Annotated in this window: 18 protein-coding genes; 9 read left to right on the forward strand and 9 right to left on the reverse strand. The window is 63.1% G+C overall.

Annotated features, from left to right (window positions below; translation table 11 throughout):
• The first annotated feature begins 57 nt into the window (after window positions 1-57).
• The 4 genes from ppdK to folP all read left to right on the forward strand — a co-directional run bounded on the left by ppdK (window position 58) and on the right by folP (window position 5471).
• Window positions 58-2628, forward strand: coding sequence for a pyruvate, phosphate dikinase (ppdK, locus tag U3654_RS18665; protein ID WP_324755329.1), 2571 nt, complete (start codon window positions 58-60; stop codon window positions 2626-2628).
• Window positions 2629-2805: 177 nt separating this feature from the next.
• On the forward strand, window positions 2806-3426 hold the full coding sequence (locus U3654_RS18670; RefSeq protein ID WP_324753033.1) for a cell wall hydrolase: 621 nt from the start codon (window positions 2806-2808) through the stop codon (window positions 3424-3426).
• A 97-nt stretch (window positions 3427-3523) separates the two neighbouring features.
• Window positions 3524-4456 carry a dihydroneopterin aldolase gene (locus tag U3654_RS18675; RefSeq protein ID WP_324753034.1) on the forward strand — a complete coding sequence of 311 codons (933 nt, stop codon included), beginning with the start codon at window positions 3524-3526 and terminating at the stop codon, window positions 4454-4456.
• A 1-nt stretch (window position 4457) separates the two neighbouring features.
• Window positions 4458-5471 (forward strand): dihydropteroate synthase, encoded by a 1014-nt coding sequence (gene folP / locus U3654_RS18680; RefSeq protein ID WP_324753035.1) that lies wholly within the window; start codon window positions 4458-4460, stop codon window positions 5469-5471.
• 16 nt (window positions 5472-5487) lie between these two features.
• On the opposite strand, the gene U3654_RS18685 is transcribed toward folP, so the two are convergent.
• Entirely contained in the window at window positions 5488-6414 is a 927-nt protein-coding gene (locus tag U3654_RS18685) for a DMT family transporter (RefSeq protein ID WP_324753036.1), read from the reverse strand.
• Between the two features lie 76 nt (window positions 6415-6490).
• Window positions 6491-7513 (reverse strand): ketol-acid reductoisomerase, encoded by a 1023-nt coding sequence (gene ilvC, locus U3654_RS18690; RefSeq protein WP_138935652.1) that lies wholly within the window; start codon window positions 7511-7513, stop codon window positions 6491-6493.
• 132 nt (window positions 7514-7645) lie between these two features.
• Here ilvC and U3654_RS18695 point away from each other — a divergent pair, with 132 nt between their 5' ends.
• The 3 genes from U3654_RS18695 (at window position 7646) to U3654_RS18705 (ending at window position 9771) form a co-directional block, all read left to right on the forward strand.
• Window positions 7646-8101, forward strand: coding sequence for an Lrp/AsnC family transcriptional regulator (locus tag U3654_RS18695; protein ID WP_324753037.1), 456 nt, complete (start codon window positions 7646-7648; stop codon window positions 8099-8101).
• Window positions 8098-8556, forward strand: a complete 459-nt coding sequence (locus U3654_RS18700) for an Lrp/AsnC family transcriptional regulator (protein WP_324753038.1) — start codon at window positions 8098-8100, stop codon at window positions 8554-8556. Before U3654_RS18695 ends, U3654_RS18700 begins: the two co-directional genes overlap by 4 nt.
• An 87-nt stretch (window positions 8557-8643) precedes the next feature.
• Window positions 8644-9771 carry an aminotransferase class V-fold PLP-dependent enzyme gene (locus U3654_RS18705; protein ID WP_324753039.1) on the forward strand — a complete coding sequence of 376 codons (1128 nt, stop codon included), beginning with the start codon at window positions 8644-8646 and terminating at the stop codon, window positions 9769-9771.
• 5 nt (window positions 9772-9776) lie between these two features.
• Here U3654_RS18705 and U3654_RS18710 read toward each other — a convergent pair whose 3' ends face one another.
• Window positions 9777-10973: a UbiH/UbiF family hydroxylase gene (locus tag U3654_RS18710; protein ID WP_324753041.1), complete on the reverse strand. Its 1197-nt coding sequence runs from the start codon at window positions 10971-10973 to the stop codon at window positions 9777-9779.
• A 79-nt stretch (window positions 10974-11052) separates the two neighbouring features.
• Window positions 11053-11697 (reverse strand): pyrimidine 5'-nucleotidase, encoded by a 645-nt coding sequence (locus tag U3654_RS18715; protein WP_324753042.1) that lies wholly within the window; start codon window positions 11695-11697, stop codon window positions 11053-11055.
• Between the two features lie 109 nt (window positions 11698-11806).
• Between U3654_RS18715 and U3654_RS18720 the strand changes: the two genes are divergently transcribed.
• On the forward strand, window positions 11807-12451 hold the full coding sequence (locus U3654_RS18720; RefSeq protein WP_324753043.1) for a GntR family transcriptional regulator: 645 nt from the start codon (window positions 11807-11809) through the stop codon (window positions 12449-12451).
• Between the two features lie 9 nt (window positions 12452-12460).
• Here U3654_RS18720 and U3654_RS18725 read toward each other — a convergent pair whose 3' ends face one another.
• Together U3654_RS18725 and carA are read right to left on the reverse strand one after the other, a co-directional pair.
• Window positions 12461-14365: a glycosyltransferase gene (locus U3654_RS18725; protein WP_324753044.1), complete on the reverse strand. Its 1905-nt coding sequence runs from the start codon at window positions 14363-14365 to the stop codon at window positions 12461-12463.
• An 81-nt stretch (window positions 14366-14446) separates the two neighbouring features.
• On the reverse strand, window positions 14447-15610 hold the full coding sequence (gene carA, locus U3654_RS18730) for a glutamine-hydrolyzing carbamoyl-phosphate synthase small subunit (RefSeq protein WP_324753045.1): 1164 nt from the start codon (window positions 15608-15610) through the stop codon (window positions 14447-14449).
• 205 nt (window positions 15611-15815) lie between these two features.
• Here carA and U3654_RS18735 point away from each other — a divergent pair, with 205 nt between their 5' ends.
• Window positions 15816-16283, forward strand: a complete 468-nt coding sequence (locus U3654_RS18735; RefSeq protein WP_324753046.1) for a GatB/YqeY domain-containing protein — start codon at window positions 15816-15818, stop codon at window positions 16281-16283.
• A gap of 82 nt (window positions 16284-16365) precedes the next feature.
• Here U3654_RS18735 and U3654_RS18740 read toward each other — a convergent pair whose 3' ends face one another.
• From U3654_RS18740 to U3654_RS18750, 3 genes are all read right to left on the reverse strand, one after another.
• Entirely contained in the window at window positions 16366-16866 is a 501-nt protein-coding gene (locus U3654_RS18740; RefSeq protein WP_324753047.1) for a DUF2244 domain-containing protein, read from the reverse strand.
• 167 nt (window positions 16867-17033) lie between these two features.
• On the reverse strand, window positions 17034-17480 hold the full coding sequence (locus tag U3654_RS18745) for a GNAT family N-acetyltransferase (protein ID WP_324753048.1): 447 nt from the start codon (window positions 17478-17480) through the stop codon (window positions 17034-17036).
• Between the two features lie 67 nt (window positions 17481-17547).
• Window positions 17548-19515: a protein meaA gene (locus U3654_RS18750; protein ID WP_324753049.1), complete on the reverse strand. Its 1968-nt coding sequence runs from the start codon at window positions 19513-19515 to the stop codon at window positions 17548-17550.
• Window positions 19516-19647 lie beyond the last annotated feature (132 nt).

The following is a 19647-nucleotide window of genomic DNA, read 5'->3' on the forward strand; positions in this document are numbered from 1 at the left end:
CGGCTTACGTTGCGCCTGCCCCCCGGAGTTTCCCTTGCCATGGGCGCGATCACGCCTATGCTGCACCCACAAAGAAAAGGTGCCGCAGTGCAGCAAATCGATACGGACATCACGCTCGTCACTCCCGGCGCGCCTATTGGCGCGGATACGCATGGCGGGCGCGCGAAATGCCTGCAACGCCTTGCGCGGCTAAAGCTGCCCGTGCCGCCAACCGTCGCGCTGTCGTTTCGCGCTGTCCACGCCATCGCTGCGGGCAACATGCCAAACCTGCGCGCGCTGCTGTCGATGCTGGATAGCAATGCTCTGTTGTGCGTGCGGCCCAGTTCCGAGGATTCCGACTGGGGCGGTCCGCGCGCTGTCCTCAATATCGGGATGTCGCGCGACATGTGTAACGCATTGGCAGAACGGATCGGCGCGGCTGCGGCCACGCGCATCTATCTGCGCTTTGTCGAAAGCTACGCGATCCACGTCGCGCGGTTGGACCCCGACATGCTGGACGATATGCCCGACGACCCCGAGGACGCGCTGGCCTTTGCCCTGCGTGTTTACGAGGATGAGGTCGAAGAGGCATTCCCCCAGGATCCCGCCGTGCAACTGGCCGAGGTGCTACGCTCAATGGCGCGCGCGTGGGAGGGCACGACCGCGCGCCTGTTGCGACAGGCCAAAGGCGCGCCAGCGGATGCGGGGCTGGGCCTTGTCGTGCAGGAAATGGCAATCGGCCTCGGCAAGGGAGAGAGCGGTAGTGGCGTCATGCAACTGGTCCACAGCAAGACAGGCGCGCGCCAAATTACTGGCCGCTACCTAAGCCAAAGTCAGGGCCGCGATGCGCTGAGCGGCTCCAAGGGTGCGCTGTACCTCGAGCGTGACACGCGCGGTCCGTCGCTAGAGGATCTGGCACCGGAGGCGTTTACGCAGCTGAAATCCTACCTGTCTTTGATGCGCGAAAAGCTGCGCGAGGAAATGCAGGCCGAGTTCACGATCGAGAATGGCAAACTGTACCTGCTGGACGGCGTGCGTGTCGCGCGCAACGCCCGCGCGGCGGTCAGCATCGCCGTGGCGATGGCCGAGGATGGCATCATCACACGCGAAGAGGCGCTGATGCGGATCGAGCCGCGCGCGCTGAACGAGCTTTTGCACCGCCAAGTCGATCCTGAGGCAAAACGCGACGTTCTGGCGCGCGGCGTCGCCGCCAGCCCCGGTGCTGCGACGGGCAAGATCGTGTTCACCGCCGAGGCGTCTCAGGCGGCTGCTGCGCGCGGCGAGGCGTGCGTGCTGGTGCGGCGCGAAACCAGCCCCGAGGATATTCGCGGCATGCATGCTGCGGTCGCCGTGCTGACAGAACGCGGCGGCATGACCAGCCACGCCGCTGTCATCGGGCGCGGCATCGGCCTGCCTTGCGTTGTCGGCGCGTCCTCAATCCGGTTTCAAACTGCGAACCGCAAGCTGACGACCTCTGATGGTCGGGTGCTGCAAGAAGGCGACGAGATCACCATCGACGGCACCAATGGCGAGGTGCTGTTCGGGCAGACGCCGCTGCTGGACGCGGGTCACGACGACAGCTTTCAGGTGTTGATGGGCTGGGCCGACGACGTGCGCGACATCGCCGTGCGCGCAAATGCCGACACGCCAATGGACGCCAAGATGGCCCGCAATTTCAAGGCGCAAGGCATCGGGCTGTGCCGCACCGAGCATATGTTTTTCGAGGAAGGCCGCCTGCGCGTCATGCGCGAGATGATCTTTGCCGGAACCCGCCCCGACCGCGCCGCCGCGCTGGAGCGGCTACTGCCCATGCAGCGCGGTGATTTTGCCGACCTTTTCCGCATCATGGAGGGGCAGCCGGTCTGCATCCGCCTGCTCGATCCACCGCTGCACGAATTCCTGCCCAGCGACCGTGCTGGCCATCGCGCGCTGGCTGAGGCGCTGGACTTGCCGCTAAGCACGGTCACGCGCCGCGTCGAAACGCTGTCGGAATATAACCCCATGCTGGGGATGCGCGGTGTGCGGTTGGGCATCACCGTGCCGGAAATCTACGAGATGCAGGTGCGCGCCATCTTTGAGGCGACCATTCATGTCGCCCGCGAGGGCGTGCATATCGTGCCCGAAATCATGATTCCTCTGGTGTCAGCCAGTCGCGAGGTTGAGCTGGTCAAGGCCCGCGTCGATGCCGTCGCCGCCGCAGTGCGCAGCGAAACCGGGGAGGAGTTCACCTTTCGCCTTGGCGTCATGGTCGAAACACCCCGTGCTGCACTGCGCGCCGGCGATATTGCGCCGCAGGTGTCGTTCCTTAGCTTTGGCACCAACGATCTGACGCAGATGACCTATGGCCTCAGTCGCGACGATGCCGGGCGATTCATGTCGGATTATGTCAAGCAGGGCGTCTACCCCGAGGATCCGTTTCATACGCTGGATATGGACGGCGTCGCCGAGCTGCTTAGTATCGGGGCCGAGCGCGCGCGCGCCGTCAGTCCGGGCATCACCCTGTCGATCTGCGGCGAACATGGTGGAAACCCCGAATCGATTTCCTTCTGCCGGGCGGCAGGATTCGACTACGTGTCCTGCTCACCCTTCCGCGTGCCGGTCGCGCGACTGGCTGCCGCACAGCTGGCCGTCCGGGACAAGATCGGATGAAAGCGCCCCGCTAAGCCACCACATGCAACGCATTTTCGGGCTCTGCGCGTTTCCTGCGAGAGTCTGAAAGCGGCGTAATCCCGCCGAAAATCGGCGCGGGGTGGACGCAGGGTGCTAAAAAACCTACCTCACCGCGATCTTGAGGGGACTCGCCCCTTGCAGCTTGCAGGTTGTTATATGTTTCGCAATTTATGCCTTGTCGCCTTAACCATGTCGGTGGGCGCCGCCGTCCCCGCCGGGGCCGATACCGCCATCGTGAAAGTGCTGGGTCAGGATCAGCGCGGTCTTTCGGCCATGTCGCAGGTGCGCGTCGCCAACTACCTCAATGTCCCCGCCGCAACCTCGGGCTATACAAGCGAATGGCTGGCTGCACAAAAACCGGCTGCGGGCGATGCCCAGTCGCGCTGCCTTTCTGAGGCGCTTTACTTCGAGGCACGCGGCGAAACGGTCAAAGGTCAGTTTGCAGTCGCTGAGGTCATTTTGAACCGTGTCGACAGCCCGCGCTATCCCGACACAATTTGCGGCGTCATCAATCAGGGCACCGGACAGAAATACGCCTGCCAGTTCACCTATACGTGTGACGGGCGCCCCGAAGTCATCGCCGAACCGCGCGCGTTTGAACGCGTGGGCAAGATCGCACGCATTATGGCAAAAGGCGCCAAGCGGCCCCTGACCAAAGGTGCTACGCATTACCATACCAAGTCGGTCAGCCCCGGTTGGGCCCAATCCTTTCCGCGCACGGCTTCCATCGGGTATCATTACTTCTACAAGCAACCGACGCGGCTGTCGCAGAACTGACCCGCCGCGCCGCTTTGCGGATTTGTGCGCGACGTATCGCCATGCTAAGGCGCGACGGCACGGGCGGTTTTCCCGGCACGACGATCAGGGGCACGGCATGAGTAATGAGACTACCTTGGCCTTCGGGCACCCCGATGCCCGCGCCCAAGCGAGCGCGCCCGACGGCCCGCTGGACCGCATTTCGCTGCGCGATCACATCGTCGAGGTCGAAATCGGTGCCTTTCAGGCCGAGCGCGGCATTACCCAGCGCATCTGCTTTAACGTGGTGGTCGAGGTGCGCCCAGCTGGCGACGATCTGGACGACGATGTCGACCGCATCCTCAGCTATGACCGCGTGACCGAGGCGATCGCCGCCGAGCTGGCAGAAGAACGTCTGAACCTGCTGGAAACCCTTGCCGAAAACGTAGCCGAGCGAATTCTGGCCGAACCTCAGGCCGTCCGAACCTTCGTGCGTATCGAAAAGCTGGATCGTGGCCCCGGCGCGCTGGGCGTCGAAATCGTCCGGTCGGTCAGCGATCTGGCGACCAAACCGATTGGCACCCATGGCACCACCACCCCGCGCCCGCATGTGGTCTATCTGACCAATGAGGCTGTAAAATCGCCCAATCTTATCCGCTGGCTTGACCAGCTGGAACAGCGGGCCGAGCCTGTGATCCTCTGCGTGGGCCGCGCCGATGTGGTGCCGCCCCAGACCGGTCACAAGATGACTCAGCGCCGCGTCGATCTGCTGGCGATTGAACAGAACGCATGGGTTCTGGCGGGCCGCGACGATCGCTTTGTCGTCGTCGACACGCGGACCGAACTGGACTGGGCCATGCGCAATGGCCGCATCAGCGTCTGGGCCCCGTCCAAGATTGTGCTGGATGCCGTCGACGGCCCGACAGATGGCCCCGACAAGCCTGTCGCGCTGGCCGCATGGTTCGCGGGCCATATGGAGGCGTCCGATCTGCTGCTGATCGGCGCAGAGCCATTCGAAAACGGCACATCGGTGCCGGTGCTGGTGCAGGACATCGCCGAATCGGGCCTGTGACATGAGCCGCGTTTACTACCGCCCCATTGCGCAGTTCGACGCGCTGCGCCCCAAGGGCGCGCTACCGCTGGCTGGCGGCTGGGCATGGTTCGACCGCGCCGAGCGCATGACGCGCGAGGGCGGCAGCGAAATGGTCAGCGCCACAGACATTCCGGCAGAAATACTGGACCATCTGACGGCCACGCGCAGCCCTATCGCGGGCCTCAGCTTTGACGCGCCGCGTCTAATGGGCATCCTCAACGTCACGCCGGACAGCTTTTCTGACGGAGGCAAGTTCAACGCACCCGACGCTGCGCTGGCGCAGGCCCGCGTCATGGCGGATGCCGGGGCCGACATAATCGACGTGGGCGGCGAATCGACCCGACCCGGCGCACAGCCCGTCCCGGCCGAGGATGAGATTACCCGCACCGCGCCGGTGATCGCCGCCATCCGCCAAGGACTGCAAGCGCCCATCTCGATTGACACGCGCAAGGCCCCAGTCGCCCGTGCGGCCATCGAGGCCGGTGCAAATCTGGTGAATGACGTGTCCGCATTTACCTACGATACCGCCCTCGCGCCCTATTGCGCCGAGGCGGGTTTGCCCGTCTGTGTCATGCACGCGCAGGGCGATCCGCAGACGATGCAGGATGATCCGACCTATGATCACGTCACACTCGACGTTTATGATTTTCTGGCTGAACGGATTGAGGCGCTGACCGCCCAGGGCATCGCGCGCGCGCAGATCATCGTCGATCCCGGCATCGGCTTTGGCAAGAATCAGGCGCATAACCTGACCCTGCTGAGCCAGATCAGCATCTTTCACGGTCTGGGTTGCCCGATCCTCTTGGGCGCATCGCGCAAGAAGTTCATCGGCACCATTGGCGGCACGTCGAACGCGGCGGACCGCATGCCCGGATCAATCGCTGTCGCGCTGGCCGGTATCGCACAAGGCGTGCAGATCATTCGGGCGCATGACGTAGATGCAACCCGCGCTGGAATCGCCCTCTGGCGCGCCGCCACCAGCGGACGCGCCTGAAAAAATCACCAGATTGTCAGCCCTGACGACGACCGGCAAAGAGCCGCTTTAGCGCGCCCGCTTGCGCGATGGCGAGGCCGGCCAGGATCAGGATCATCGCCCAATAAATGCCCGTGGGCAGGTCCTCGCCCAGAAACACGATCCCGAGGAACACTGACCAGACCGGCACCTGATAATTGACGAGGCTCATGAAAACCGGCCCGGCGCTGCGGATCAGTTGCACCAGCAGCAACTGCGCGATGCCTGTCGGAAAGGCGCCCAAGTAGAGCAGCGCCAGCAAACTGTGCAGCGGCACGCCCTCCGGCATCCCCTCGACGATCAGCGCATAAGGCACAAGCAGGACCGTCCCGATGCTGAGCGCGGCTGCAGCCAGCGACAGCATGTCGACGTCCGGGCAAAGCCGCATGATGATGGCGCCGATGGCATAGCACAGCGCCGCGCCGATGCAGGCGATGCGCGCGGTCGTCTCAAACTCGGCCCCGGTTGCGGCGAAAGCAGCAGGTCCGATCAGCACGACCACACCGATAGTACCGATCAGAAAGCCGATGAGGCGGCGTAAATTCATCTGCTCGCCCGGCACCAGAATATGCGCCAACGGCAGGATCAACAACGGCACCACTGCCATGCACACCCCAGCAAAACCCGAGGCGACGAATTGTTGGCTCCAACTGAGCAAAAAGAACGGCAGCGCATTGGTAAAGATGCCGATCCCCAGCGCACTCAGCCATATCATCCCAGCGCGTGGCCCCCTCATCGAAGGCAGGCCGCCCCCGCGCAGATGTGAGATGACCAGCAGCAAGAGCGCACCCAGACCCAGCCGCGAGGCGGCGACGGTGCGTGGTCCGACCCCCTCCAGCGCCAGCTTGGTAAACATGAAAGCGGCGCCGAACATGGCACCCAATATGGCGAGGCGCAGCCAATTGGCGGGTGTGATCTGTGTCATTGGAGCGCCTCGCACGGTAAATGTAAAAAGGGGCATCCGAAACCGGATGCCCCTAATGCAGCTTATGTCGCGGCGATCAGTTCTTTTCCTTGTCGACCATCTTGCCGGCGGAAATCCACGGCATCATGCCGCGCAGCTTGGCGCCGACTTCTTCGATCTGATGCGCGTCGTTCATACGGCGCGTCCCCTTAAAGAACGGCTGGCCGACCGCGTTTTCGGTCATAAAGTCGCGCACGAACTTGCCCGACTGGATGTCGTGCAGGATCGCCTTCATCTCTTTTTTCGTCTGCTCGTAAGGCAGGACGCGCGGGCCGCTGACGTACTCGCCGTATTCCGCCGTGTTCGAGATCGAATAGTTCATGTTGGCGATGCCGCCCTCATAGATCAGATCGACGATCAGCTTGACCTCGTGCAGGCACTCGAAATACGCCATTTCCGGCGCATAACCCGCCTCGACCAGCGTCTCGAATCCCATGCGGATCAGCTCAACCACGCCACCGCACAGCACGGCCTGCTCGCCAAAGAGGTCGGTCTCGCACTCCTCGCGGAAGTTCGTCTCGATGATGCCCGAGCGGCCACCACCAATGGCGGAGCAATAGCTGAGGCCCAACTCCAGCGCCTTGCCGGAGGCATCGGTGTCGACAGCCACGAGGCAGGGCACGCCGCCGCCTTTGACGTATTCACCGCGCACGGTATGGCCGGGGCCTTTGGGCGCCATCATGATGACGTCGATGCCTTCTTTCGGCTCGATTAGGCCGAAATGCACGTTCAGGCCGTGGGCAAACGCGATAGCCGCGCCGTCACGGATATTGTCATGCACGTATTTCTTGTAGGTCTCGGCCTGCAATTCGTCGGGCATGGTGAACATGATCAGGTCGGCCCATTTCGCCGCCTCGGCGATACCCATGACCTTAAGGCCTTCGCCCTCGGCCTTCTTGGCCGACTTCGAGCCTTCGCGCAGCGCAACGACGAGGTTCTTCGCGCCTGAATCGCGCAGGTTCAGCGCGTGGGCGTGGCCCTGACTGCCGTAGCCGAGGATGGCCACTTTTTTGTCTTTGATGAGGTTGATGTCGCAATCGCGATCATAATAGACGCGCATGTTTTGGTCCCTTTCAATGCGGTGTTTGCGCTGAAATTACACGGGCGAGGTGCTAGAGGAATTACAAAAGCGTGTTGATGCTGCGGGAATTTTGAGTATTTATGCGAACAATAAGAGATAAGTGGGAAAATCATGCTGGACGATACCGACAGGCGCATATTGCGGCACTATCAGCATGATCCAGCACTGGGGCTGACTGATCTGGCGGATCTGGCCGGGGTAACGGCGAATACCTGCGCCCGGCGGCTGGAGCGGATGCAGGCGAGCGGCGTCATTCTGGGCAACCGGGCCGTGATCGACTGGCGCGCATTGGGGTATGAGGTGGAGGTCAGTCTGAGGGTGGCGCTGGACAAGACGCAGCCGCGCGCGTTCGATGAATTCACGGCCGCGGCGCGCGAGGTGCCCGAAGTGATCGAGATCCAGACGTTTCTGGGTCGCGTCGATCTGCGGCTTTATGTAATCGCGCGGGACATAGTGCATTACCAGCACATCTATCGCAGCGCGATTCTGCCTCTGCCGCATATCACCGATATCGAGGCGTTGATGCATATGGCGCGGATTAAGTCGGACGAGGGGCTGCCACTGTGATCCTGCTGGACGATATGGACCGCCGCATCCTGCGCGCCCTGGTGCAGGACGCCACGCAAAGCGCCAGTGCGCTGGGGCGCAAGCTGGGCCTGTCGCAGCCCGCAACGTGGCGGCGGGTGAAGCGGCTGCATGACACCGGTGTCATCAAGGGCCAGCGACTGGATCTGGACCGCGAACGGCTGGGATTCGGCGTCGCCGTGTTTCTGGGGGTCAAGCTGGCCACCAAGGGGCGCGTCAGTCTGGATGATTTCGAACGCGCTGTTTCGGCCATCCCCGAGGTGCAGAGTGTGGAACATATCCTTGGCGTTTTTGATTACCGCCTGCGCGTCGTTGCGCGTGATATCAGCGATTTTGAGCGTGTGCTGCGGCGCCGGATCATGACCTTGCCGGGGGTCGGCGATGTTGAGGCCAACGTGCTGCTTAGCGAAGAACGCAGGCCCGGCCCCATCGGCTGACGTGGCGCGTGCAAGTATGCCCATGTATCCTTTGCCAATGCGAATGTGGCGCGCTAGCACTTGGGGGAACCGCAAAGGAGATGCCTCATGACCGCCCTTCTCGATAATGTCGATCCCGATGGCCTGCTGGAATACTCGGTGGTGTTCACAGACCGCTCGCTGAACCATATGTCGGCCAGCTTTCAGACCGTGATGCGCGACATCTCGGGGATGCTGAAAGAGGTCTACAACGCCGATGCGGTGGCAGTGATCCCCGGCGGTGGCAGCTATGGGATGGAGGCGGTCGCCCGCCAGTTCGGCAGTGACGCGCATGCGCTGATCGTGCGCAACGGCTGGTTTTCCTACCGCTGGACCCAGATTTTTGACGCGGGCAAATTCACCGCACAGGAAACCGTCTGCATGGCGCGCCAGACCGGCAATGGCGCCACCGCGCCCTATGCACCTGCCCCTATCGAGGACGTCACGGCCCAGATCCGCGAGGCCAAGCCCGATGTGGTGTTCGCCCCGCATGTGGAAACCTCGGCCGGGATCATCCTTCCGGATGACTACATCACGGCACTTGCGACTGCCGCACACGAGGTCGGTGCGCTGCTGGTGCTGGATTGTATCGCATCGGGTTGCGCATGGATCGACATGAAGGCGACGGGCGTCGACGTGCTGATTTCGGCCCCGCAAAAGGGGTGGTCTGCCTCGCCCTCTGCTGGCCTCGTGATGATGTCGCAGCGCGCGGTTGAGCGGCTTGAGACGACCACGTCCAGCAGCTTTGCGATGGATCTCAAGAAGTGGCACCAGATCATGCAGGCCTATGAGAATGGTGGCCATGCCTATCACGCCACCCTGCCCACCGACGCGCTGCGCGCCTTTCGCGACACAATTGTCGAAACCAAGGAATACGGGTTCGAGCGGCTGCGCGAGGCACAATGGGCGCTGGGCGATGGTGTGCGCGCGATGTTGAAGGATCGTGGTGTAGCCTCGGTCGCCGCCGATGGATTCGGCGCGCCGGGGGTCGTCGTCAGCTATACGGATGATCCCGACATCCAGAACGGCAAGAAATTTGCCGCTGCGGGCATGCAGATCGCCGCAGGCGTGCCGTTGCAAGTGGGGGAGGGTGATGGATTTCGCACATTCCGGCTGGGGCTGTTCGGCCTCGACAAGCTCTACGACGTGGATGGTGCGCTGGGCCGCCTGAGGGCCGTGCTGGACAAGGTGCTGTAGCCGCCTCAGCCCTTGGCGCCCATGCCCAGCCGCATCAGGCCCCGCCGGACGGGGGCCAGTGCGTGCAGCGCGTTCAGGCCCATGGCGCGGACATCGCGCAGGGGCTGGGCGTCCATCATCGAGGCGCGGTTCAGCAGGTCGATCCCCTTCATGCGCAGCGCCACCTCAGTGTGCCGGGCGCGGTGATAGGCGTCCAGCATGGGCGTGTCGCCCAGCGTGCCGGGTGATTTTTCTGCGAGGTCCAGCAGCGCTTGCAGGTCTGCAAGGCTGGTGTTCAGACCCTGCGCGCCGATGGGCGGCATCACATGCGCCGCCTCGGCGATCAGCGCCACACGCTGGGCGCTATAGCGGTCCGCGATCTGGCTGATGATGGGCCAGACGCTGCGTCTTGACGTAAGCGTGAGCGGGCCAAGGATGTGGCAACTGCGCGCGCTCATCTCGGTATTGAATGCAGTTTCGTCCAGTGCGGCAAGGCGCTGCGCCTCGGCGCCGCGCTCCATCCAGATGACCGCGGAGGACGGCAAGTCCTCGTAATCCGGCAGCGGGACCAGCGTGAAAGGGCCACCACTGCGGTGGATCTCGGTCGAGACATTGCAATGCGGGATCGGGTGCGTAACGGCAAAGGCCAGCGCCTTTTGCCCATAGCGTGTGGTGCGCACGCCGATGCCCGCCGCATTGCGGATCGGCGAGGCGCGCCCGTCTGCGGCGACAACGAGACGCGCACACACATGACTGCCATCAGTAAGGGTCACGCGCGCCTCGGCGTCGCGCGTCAGCAGCCCATCGGTGCCGACCCCGGGACGAAACTCCACATCCGGCAGCGTCGCTAGATGCGCCAGCATTTCGCGGCGCAGCAGCCAATTGGGCAGGTTCCAGCCAAAGGGGCGATCCGACAACTCATCCGCGTCAAAGCTGCGGGTCAGGCGGGGTGCGCCGTCCGCGCCGCCCGCATCGATGATGCGCATCGTCTGCAAGGGCATAGCGTGGGGCGCAAGGCGGGCCCACAGGCCCACGCGCTCCAGCAGGGCCTGCGCGGGTTGCAGAAAGGCCGTGCTGCGCAGGTCAGCGCCATCTGCGCCCCGCTCGGTCACCGGCGCGGTGGGATCGACACACAGCACCGAAAACCCCGCATTGCCAAAGGCGCAGGCCGCCGTCAGCCCCGCAATGCCGCCACCCGAGATCAAAATGCCTACCTTGGTCATCGCGCTATCCTCGCATCGCCGTTGCACCGAATATAGGGCCGCGCAGGGCCGGAGGCCAGCCGCCAAGAGGCCGCAGGCCTCAGATCAGGCGGGCCAGAAACCCAGCCAGATCATCCGTGTGGTGATGGATATGGGCACCCTCCTGCGGCTCGGGCGCGACATGCACGGTGCGCAGGCCCATCGCATGGGGCGCGGCCAGATTGCGCGGATCGTCCTCGAACATGGCGGCCTTGCTATGGTCCAGCCCGTCGGTGGCAAAGACCGCCTGAAACGCTTTATGCTCAGGCTTGGGCAAGTAACCAGCGTGCTCGACGCCGTAGATTGCGTCGAAAATACCGTCGAGGCCCCGCGCAGCCGCGACGCGGGCCGCATAGGGCGCTGTGCCGTTGGTATAGATGATCTTGCGCCCCGGTAGCGCCACGATCCGTGCGCGCAGATCGGCGTCGGGCGTCAGCGCGCCCATGTCGATATCATGCACATCGACCAGATAGGCTTCGGGGTCCATGCCATGCACGCGCATTAGCCCGGCCAGCGTCGTGCCATGCTCGCGCCAGTACAGCGCGCGCAGGCGGTTCGCCTCGGCCTGATCGACGCCTACGGTATCCATGACGAATCGCGTCATCCGCACTTCGATCTGGTCGAACAGGCGCAGATGCGGCGGGTAGAGCGTGTTGTCGAGGTCAAAGACCCAAGTGTCGACATGGCTGAAGTCGTGCTTTGGCATGGCCGTGAGGGTAGCGGCGCGGGGGCGGCTGTCAATGGATGCAGGCTTGATTGCCTGCGCCCGCGCGCCTACCGTCGCGCGGTAGCCAGAAATGACCGGACCCGCGCCTATGAAACCGCCCCAGACAGATGCATATTCCCTAATCCTCGAGGCGATCGACATGGGCGATTTCAAGCCCGGCGATCGTCTGGTTGAAAGCGATCTGGCGGAACGGTTCGGCGTGTCGCGCACCCCCATCCGCGAGGCGCTGCAGCGGTTGGAGACGCAATCGCTGCTGGCGCGGGATGGGCGCAGCCTGATCGTGGCCTCATTGGATCATAATCAGCGTGCCGAGCTATATGTCGTGCGCGCCGAGCTAGAGGGGCTGGCCGCCAGCCTTGCCGCGCGCCATGCAACCCCCGAAGAGGTCGCCGTGCTGCGCGATATGGTCGAGCGGGACCGCACCCTGATCGGGCATCCCGGCCAGATGGCACGCGCCAATCGCCGTTTTCACAAGCAGATCCACCTCGCTTCGCATAATCGGTTTCTGGTGCAGCAGCTGGACCTCGTCCATCGCTCGATGGCGCTGATGGCCACGACGTCGCTGGCCGCCGAGGGAAGGGGCGAGGCGGCGATTGCCGAGCATGACGCGATTGTCGCCGCTATTGAGGCGGGCGAGGCGCGAACGGCGCATGACGCGCTCAAGGCGCATATCTCCAAGGCGTTCGTCACCCGGCTGAAACTGGAATCCGGTGAGGTGAAATCAACGCTCTGACGCTATGGCCTATCCGGTGTTTTCGGTATGACTGAGCGAGTGACCGTGGCTGGTCTTGTCCCAATAGAACGGCGCGACGATCATCTCGTAAAGCGCCTTGATCGCCGCGATGGTGCCCAGCGGCGTGTAGAGGTGCATCGTCACCGCCCAAGGCAGCAAATGCCGATGATCGCGCCCCGAAACGCCCAGCATGTGTAGGCCGATATTCAGGATCTCGACCGTCAGGAACAATCGGCCAAATCCGACAAGCACCTCGCGCGGCAACACCGGGTCCAGAGGGTGCGGCAGGCCCAACAGCACCAGCCAAAAGGACCACAGGAATGGGGCCAGCAGGGATTGCGACAATGCCGTGACGAAATGCGCCTGAAAGCCCAAGAACTTCCACGCGCCCAATTGCCGATATAGCAGCACTGGCCGCCGCATATGCACCAGATACGTGGTCATATACCCTTTCAGCCAGCGCGAGCGTTGCTTGACCCAAGGCCAAGGACGGCAGTTCGCCTCTTCCCCGGTGACGGTTCCGACAACTTCGGTGCGATACCCGTGCCGCGCGAGGCGAAAGCCCAGATCGGCGTCTTCGGTCACGTTATGCGCGTCCCAGCCGCCCAAGTCCTCCAGCACGTCGCGGCGAAAATAAAGCGTGGTTCCCCCCAGCGGAATGGTAAAGCCCAGCTTGGCCATGCCGGGCAGCATCACGCGAAACCACGTCGCGTATTCGATGGTAAAGCACCGCGCCAGCCAGTTCTGGCGAGGGTTGTAGTAGTCGAGAATGCCTTGCAGGCAGACCACATCGGGCGGCGCTATGGCAAACCGGCGCGCGATTTGAGTGATCTGATCGGGATCGGGTGCGTCCTCGGCATCGAAAATGCCGACAATGTCGCCTTCGCAGAAATCCAGCGCATAGTTCATCGCGCGCGGTTTGGTGCGCGGCTGGCCATCCGGCACGACGACGGCGCGCATCCATGCGGGCAGGTCGATCTGGGCCAGCGTCTGCCGGGTGGTGGCGTCGTTTTCCTCCAACACCAGAATGACGTCCAGCAGGCACTTGGGATAGGTCAGACGGCTGAGCCGCGTGATCAGCGCGTGCGCGATTTCGGTCTCGCGAAAGAGCGGCACGAGGATCGACACCTTGGGCAGCTTTTGTCCCGCCCCCAGCGGCGGCTGCACTGCCTCGGGTGCGCCGGCGATGAGGCGCGCGCAGACCGAGGCCATTTTGAGCACCGCCGAGATGATCAGCGTCAGCGTGGCCCAGCCAACGCACACGCTAAAAACTATCGTGGGATAGAGCACGCTGGCGGTGATGCACAGCGCGATCGCCGCCAGCGCCAGCGTCAGGCGCCGAGCGGGCGATGCGCTCCAGGTGCGGCAGCTTTCGGATGCGGCGGGCCGTGCCTCGGCGGCGGCGGTCAGGGCGGCGCGCGCGGCATCTGCCATGGCGGTCTGAATTTCGCGGCGCGGCGCGATGACAGGAACGGTTCTGCGAATCCCCGCGGGCAGATCGCTCAGACCAACCGTCGCCTCGATGCGGTCGATGGCAAGGCGCAATTGCCCATCTGCACCGCGCAGGGGCGCGATGCCGCGTCGGATCATGCTGCGAGCGTCAATGCCTGCCAGTTCTTCGACGCCCGACGTCAACTCGTCCGCGCTTGCCAGCCGTAATCCGCTGCGGGTGGCCTTCGCGCGCAAAGCGTCGGGTTCGTCCATCAGGCCCTCGGCCATCAGAACGCGGTCGATGGGGGCGTCGCAATTCTCTTGCACGATCAACGCCAGCTCGGCGTCCGAGCGCGAAATCGTGCCAGTCCGCACGAGGTGGCGGCCCAATGCGCACAACTGATCGCCGTTCGCGGCACCCTCGCGCAGACTGGCAGATGCCCAGGACTGCGTGTCCAGCTGCCGCAGTTCCGAGATGCCCATGGAATACCCTTCGCCTTCAAGCCCAGCGATGAGTTTCGTTCATATCGGTTAACGGAACGTAAACAAATTTAGGGGAAAACGTCACAAAACAGGGGTTTTAGCCGCCATGAAATCTGCGAAACGCTCGAAAAGGTAAAAACTGTCCTGTGGACCGGGGCTGGCCTCGGGGTGGTGCTGGACCGAAAAGACGGGGCGATTCTCAATCGCGATCCCGCAGTTCGAGCCATCGAACAGCGACACATGCGTTTCCTTGACGCCCTCGGGCAGGCTTTGGCCATCAACAGCAAAGCCATGGTTCATCGACGTGATCTCGACCTTGCCGGTGGTGTGATCCTTGACCGGGTGGTTGGCGCCGTGATGGCCATGGCTCATCTTGACGGTTTTGGCGCCCAACGCGAGCGCCAGCATTTGGTGCCCGAGGCAGATACCAAAGATCGGCAGGTCTGCGTTCAGCAACTCCTTGATTACCGGCACGGCATAGATTCCGGTTGCCGCCGGATCGCCGGGACCGTTCGACAGGAACACTCCGTCAGGCTGATGCGCCAGCACCTCTTCTGCGGTGGCGGTCGCAGGCAGGACGGTCACGTCGCAGCCCGCGCTTGCGAGGCAGCGCAGGATGTTGCGCTTGGCACCATAGTCGATGGCGACGACCTTGTACTTGGGGTCGGTCTGGCGCGGATAGCCGTCGGGCCATGCCCAGCGCATCTCGTCCCAGCGATAGGATTGCGCGCAGGTCACGTCCTTGGCCAGGTCCAGCCCTTCCAGCCCGGCGAAACCGCGCGCCTTTTGCACCAGCGCGGCGATGTCGAAATTGCCCTCGGGATCATGCACCAACGCCACATGCGGCGCGCCCTGTTGGCGGATCGCGCGGGTCAGACGACGGGTGTCGACCCCGCCCATCGCAATGCGCCCGCGCTGGACCAGCCAGTCCTGCAAGGTCTGCGTGCTGCGCCAACTGCTGGGCTCGGTCGGGTCCCATTTTACCACCATGCCTGCGGCCACCGGATCGGCGTTCTCGTCATCCTCGGCATTAGTGCCGGTGTTGCCAATATGCGGAAAGGTGAAGGTGACGACCTGACCCGCATAGCTGGGATCGGTCATGACCTCCTGATAGCCGGTCATGGCGGTATTGAAACAAAGCTCGGCCACCACCTCGCCCACTGCGCCAAAGCCGCGGCCGTAAAATACCGTGCCATCGGCCAGCGCGAGGCAGGCAGTGGGGCGAGGCTGGGGCGCGTGCGTCATGGCGGCTCTCCGAATATGGGAATGGCGGGGGCAAAATCTGCGCGAAACTAAGGGCCGCGCCCCAAAGGGTCAAGGGCCAAGCGCCGGCGCCTGACGTTGCGGCAGGGCATCGCGCAGGTTGCCTTGGAGCGCCCTATTGGATAGGTACTCGGGCTTGTGACAAGGGCCGGGTGACCGGCCATCTCTGCGGCCAAGGGGTACCAACATGGAAACCACATTGCGCGACCGGATTAATACGGCGCTTAAACAGGCCATGCGCGACAAGGATTCCGCGCGCCTCGCGACGCTGCGCCTGATCAACGCCGCCATCAAGGACCAAGAGATCGCGGCCCGTGGTACGGGCGGCGAAACCCAGCTGAGTGACGATGATGTGCTGGCGATCCTTGGCAAGATGACCAAGCAGCGTCATGAATCCGTGCGCGCCTATGAGGAGGCCGGGCGCATTGATCTGGCCGAACGCGAGCAGCAGGAGGTGGCCGTCATCGCCGAATACCTGCCCCGCCAACTGACCGCAGACGAGGCAGACGCCGCAATCGAGGCCGCCATACAAGAGACGGACGCGACATCAATCCGCGACATGGGCAAGATCATGGGCGTGCTCAAGGCAAAATACACTGGCCAGATGGATTTCGGCGTCGTCGGCCCCAAGATCAAGGACCGCCTGATCCAGTGACGGCCTCATTCACTGAATAGCTTTCATTGTTCCAAAAAATACTCAGAGTCGTGCACCTGAAACACCCTGTTTGAGCAGTGTCTCAGGAGCCGCCCCGCGCCGTATTAAGCGCGCGACGCAACTCGTCAAAAAGCGCCTTACGCTCATCTTCGGACAGAAACGCGCCCAGCTCCACCTCGCGGCCTGATCCGCGCAGGGTGATGTAATAAGGGACCGGTCCGCCAGAAGGATAGATCTGCGCCTGCGTCCAGTAGGCGTTGCAATCCCATTTCTGAACGTCGCCACGCGGATTGGTGCGCGTGAGCGCCACCTCCTCAGCGTCGATCACCAGCGCTTCGTGCAGACGGCCCGCCGCATAGCTGCGCTCCAGCGCCCACCACAGCAGCACCACGGCCCCGGCGAGGAACGGCAAAAGGCCCCAAAGCACGACCGTACCCAGCAGCGGAAACAGCGGCAGCGATATCATGATGCACGTCACCAGCATAAAGCCGGCAAAGCCACGCCGTGGCAGCGAGCGATGTGGCCACATGTCGAGCCGCGTCGCGTCGGTGCCTGTCGCAGAGGGTGACCATTCATAGGGCATGGCAGCAATGTAATCTCGTCGGAGGGATTGAAAAGTGGCTGGCGTGCCATCGCGTGCTGTTTTGGCCGACAGAGTCGCACCAATCAGGGCGCTTTGTCCCGGCCGCCGAGAATTCGTGGGCTTCTCTGCGTCTCCTCCACGAAAATTTCGCCAGAAGATGCGGGATTTCAGCGCGTGTATTTTATGAAAGGCGTCAGATTGGCGATACGGTCATAGAGGTGGCGCGCCGTGACATTAAAATCCTGCGTCATCCAGTAGACTGACGGGCGGCCATCCGCATCGGCGGCAGCATAGACCGCCTCGATCAGCTTGCGCCCTACACCAAGGCCGCGAGCAGCAGGGTCGGCATAGAGGTCCTGAAGGTAGCAAACATCTTCGATCTTCCAGTTATGGGGATGGTAAATGTAGTGGACAAGGCCGACAGGTTGGTCGCCTTGCAGCGCCAGCAGGCCATTCTGGTTCGGGTGATCCTCGGACAACATGCGCCTAAAAGAGGTCTGATACACCTCCTCGGGCACGCTTGTCTCGTAATACTCCAGATAACCGGTCCAAAGGCGACGCCACTCCGCCTCGTCAGCGGCGGCGAGGGGGCGGATCGTGATGGTATCGGACATGGTCTGCGCTCCGGCTGATTCTGCTTGCCGGTCAGTCTAGCCCATGCTGCCTGTTGGGCCAGACTCGTTATTCTGCTGCAACCGCGCCGGGATCTACCAGCGTGACGATGTCACGCATGATCGTGTTCAGCTCGAAATCCTTAGGCGTGTAAACGCGCGCGACGCCCATCGCGCGCAGGCGTTTGGCGTCGTCTTCGGGGATGATGCCGCCGACGATGACGGGGATATGCCCCAGCCCTGCCGCGCGCATCCGTTCCATCAGATCCTCGACCAGCGGGATGTGGCTGCCCGAGAGGATCGACAGACCGACGACATGCGCGCCGTCATCGGACGCGGCGCGCACCAGCTCTTCGGGGGTCAGGCGGATGCCTTGATAGTCGATGTCCATGCCGCAGTCGCGCGCGCGAAAGGCGATCTGTTCCGCTCCGTTCGAGTGTCCGTCGAGGCCCGGCTTGCCGACAAGGAATTTGAGCTTGCGACCCAGCCGGGTAGAGGCGGCGGCAACAGCCTCGCGGATTTCATCGAGGCCCTCGGTCTTGTTCGAGGGGTTGGACGACACACCCGTCGGGCCGCGATATTCGCCGTGCACGGCGCGCATTTGCTGCGCCCATTCGCCTGTGGTGACGCCCACGCGGGCGGCCTCGATCGACGCGGGCATTATATTGCGTCCCTCGCTGGCAGCGGCGCGCAGGTCCGCCAGCGCCGATTTGACGGCGGCGGCATCGCGCTGCGCCTTCCAGGCGTTCAGGCTGTCGATCTGCTGGGCCTCGACGGCCGGATCGACGGTCATGATGCCACCATCCGCGCTCATCAAGGGCGAAGGTTCGCCGGTGGTCCACTTGTTGACGCCGACGACAATCGTCTCGTTGCGCTCAATCCGATTGAAACGCTCGGCGTTGCTATCCACAAGCCGCGATTTCATGTAGTCGATGGCCCCGATGGCACCGCCCATCCCTTCGAGGCTGGACAGTTCGTGCCGCGTGCCTTCCTTCAGTTCTTCGACCTTGCGATCGACTGCCGGGTTGCCGTCGAACAGGTCGTCGAATTCCAGCAGGTCGGTTTCATATGCCAGAATTTGCTGCATCCGCATTGACCATTGCTGATCCCATGGGCGCGGCAGGCCCAGCGCCTCGTTCCAGGCGGGCAGTTGCACAGCGCGGGCGCGCGCCTTCTTACTGAGGGTCACGGCCAGCATTTCGATCAGGATGCGGTAGACGTTATTTTCAGGCTGCTGCTCGGTCAAACCCAGCGAGTTGACCTGCACGCCATAGCGAAAGCGGCGGAACTTGGGATCTTCGATCCCGTAACGCTCTTGCAGGATTTCATCCCACAGATCGACAAAGGCGCGCATCTTGCACATTTCGGTGACGAACCGGATGCCTGCGTTAACAAAGAAACTGATACGCCCGGCCAGTGCCGGGAAATCGGCATCCGGCACACGCGGCTTCAACTCATCCAGCACCGCAATGGCGGTGGCGAGGGCAAAGGACAGCTCTTGCTCGGGCGTCGCGCCAGCCTCTTGCAGGTGGTAGGAACACACGTTCATCGGGTTCCATTTCGGCACGTTTTTATAGCAGTATTCGGCCACGTCGCCGATCATCTTTAGCGACGGTTTTGGCGGACAGATATAGGTGCCGCGTGACAGGTATTCCTTGATCAGATCGTTTTGCACCGTACCTTGCAAGGTGCGCGGATCGACGCCCTGCTCCTCGGCCACGGCGATGTATAGCGACAATAGCCAAGGCGCCGTCGCGTTGATCGTCATCGATGTGTTCATCTGCTCCAGCGGGATATCCGCAAAGAGCTGGCGCATGTCACCCAGATGGCAGACCGGCACGCCGACCTTGCCGACCTCGCCGCGCGCCAGAACGTGATCGCTGTCATATCCGGTCTGCGTCGGCAGATCGAACGCGACCGACAAGCCTGTCTGCCCCTTGGCGAGGTTCGCGCGGTATAGTGCGTTCGACGCTGCCGCTGTCGAGTGGCCAGCATAGGTACGGATCAGCCAGGGGCGATCGGGGGTCGGATGCGACATGGGCGGGCCTCGCGAGGTGGTAACATTATTGCGCTTCGGCCCCACTATGCGAAAGATTGCGCTGTTGTCAATTCGCTGCATCGCGGCAATTTGACGTCGATCTGCGCAAGATGTTGCAGTTTTAGCGCTAAC

The sequence above is a fragment of the Roseovarius sp. Pro17 genome, from assembly GCF_035599575.1.
GTDB lineage: Bacteria > Pseudomonadota > Alphaproteobacteria > Rhodobacterales > Rhodobacteraceae > Roseovarius.

Coding starts and splice junctions, on each gene's coding strand:
- U3654_RS18695 (WP_324753037.1), top strand. CDS start 7,646: ATGCTGGACGATACCGACAGGCGCATATTGCGGCACTATCAGCATGAT.
- U3654_RS18740 (WP_324753047.1), bottom strand. CDS start 16,866: ATGCCCTATGAATGGTCACCCTCTGCGACAGGCACCGACGCGACGCGG.
- ilvC (WP_138935652.1), bottom strand. CDS start 7,513: ATGCGCGTCTATTATGATCGCGATTGCGACATCAACCTCATCAAAGAC.
- U3654_RS18705 (WP_324753039.1), top strand. CDS start 8,644: ATGACCGCCCTTCTCGATAATGTCGATCCCGATGGCCTGCTGGAATAC.
- U3654_RS18715 (WP_324753042.1), bottom strand. CDS start 11,697: ATGCCAAAGCACGACTTCAGCCATGTCGACACTTGGGTCTTTGACCTC.
- folP (WP_324753035.1), top strand. CDS start 4,458: ATGAGCCGCGTTTACTACCGCCCCATTGCGCAGTTCGACGCGCTGCGC.
- U3654_RS18685 (WP_324753036.1), bottom strand. CDS start 6,414: ATGACACAGATCACACCCGCCAATTGGCTGCGCCTCGCCATATTGGGT.
- U3654_RS18720 (WP_324753043.1), top strand. CDS start 11,807: ATGAAACCGCCCCAGACAGATGCATATTCCCTAATCCTCGAGGCGATC.
- ppdK (WP_324755329.1), top strand. CDS start 58: ATGCTGCACCCACAAAGAAAAGGTGCCGCAGTGCAGCAAATCGATACG.
- U3654_RS18750 (WP_324753049.1), bottom strand. CDS start 19,515: ATGTCGCATCCGACCCCCGATCGCCCCTGGCTGATCCGTACCTATGCT.
- carA (WP_324753045.1), bottom strand. CDS start 15,610: ATGACGCACGCGCCCCAGCCTCGCCCCACTGCCTGCCTCGCGCTGGCC.
- U3654_RS18725 (WP_324753044.1), bottom strand. CDS start 14,365: ATGGGCATCTCGGAACTGCGGCAGCTGGACACGCAGTCCTGGGCATCT.
- U3654_RS18735 (WP_324753046.1), top strand. CDS start 15,816: ATGGAAACCACATTGCGCGACCGGATTAATACGGCGCTTAAACAGGCC.
- U3654_RS18710 (WP_324753041.1), bottom strand. CDS start 10,973: ATGACCAAGGTAGGCATTTTGATCTCGGGTGGCGGCATTGCGGGGCTG.
- U3654_RS18670 (WP_324753033.1), top strand. CDS start 2,806: ATGTTTCGCAATTTATGCCTTGTCGCCTTAACCATGTCGGTGGGCGCC.
- U3654_RS18675 (WP_324753034.1), top strand. CDS start 3,524: ATGAGTAATGAGACTACCTTGGCCTTCGGGCACCCCGATGCCCGCGCC.
- U3654_RS18745 (WP_324753048.1), bottom strand. CDS start 17,480: ATGTCCGATACCATCACGATCCGCCCCCTCGCCGCCGCTGACGAGGCG.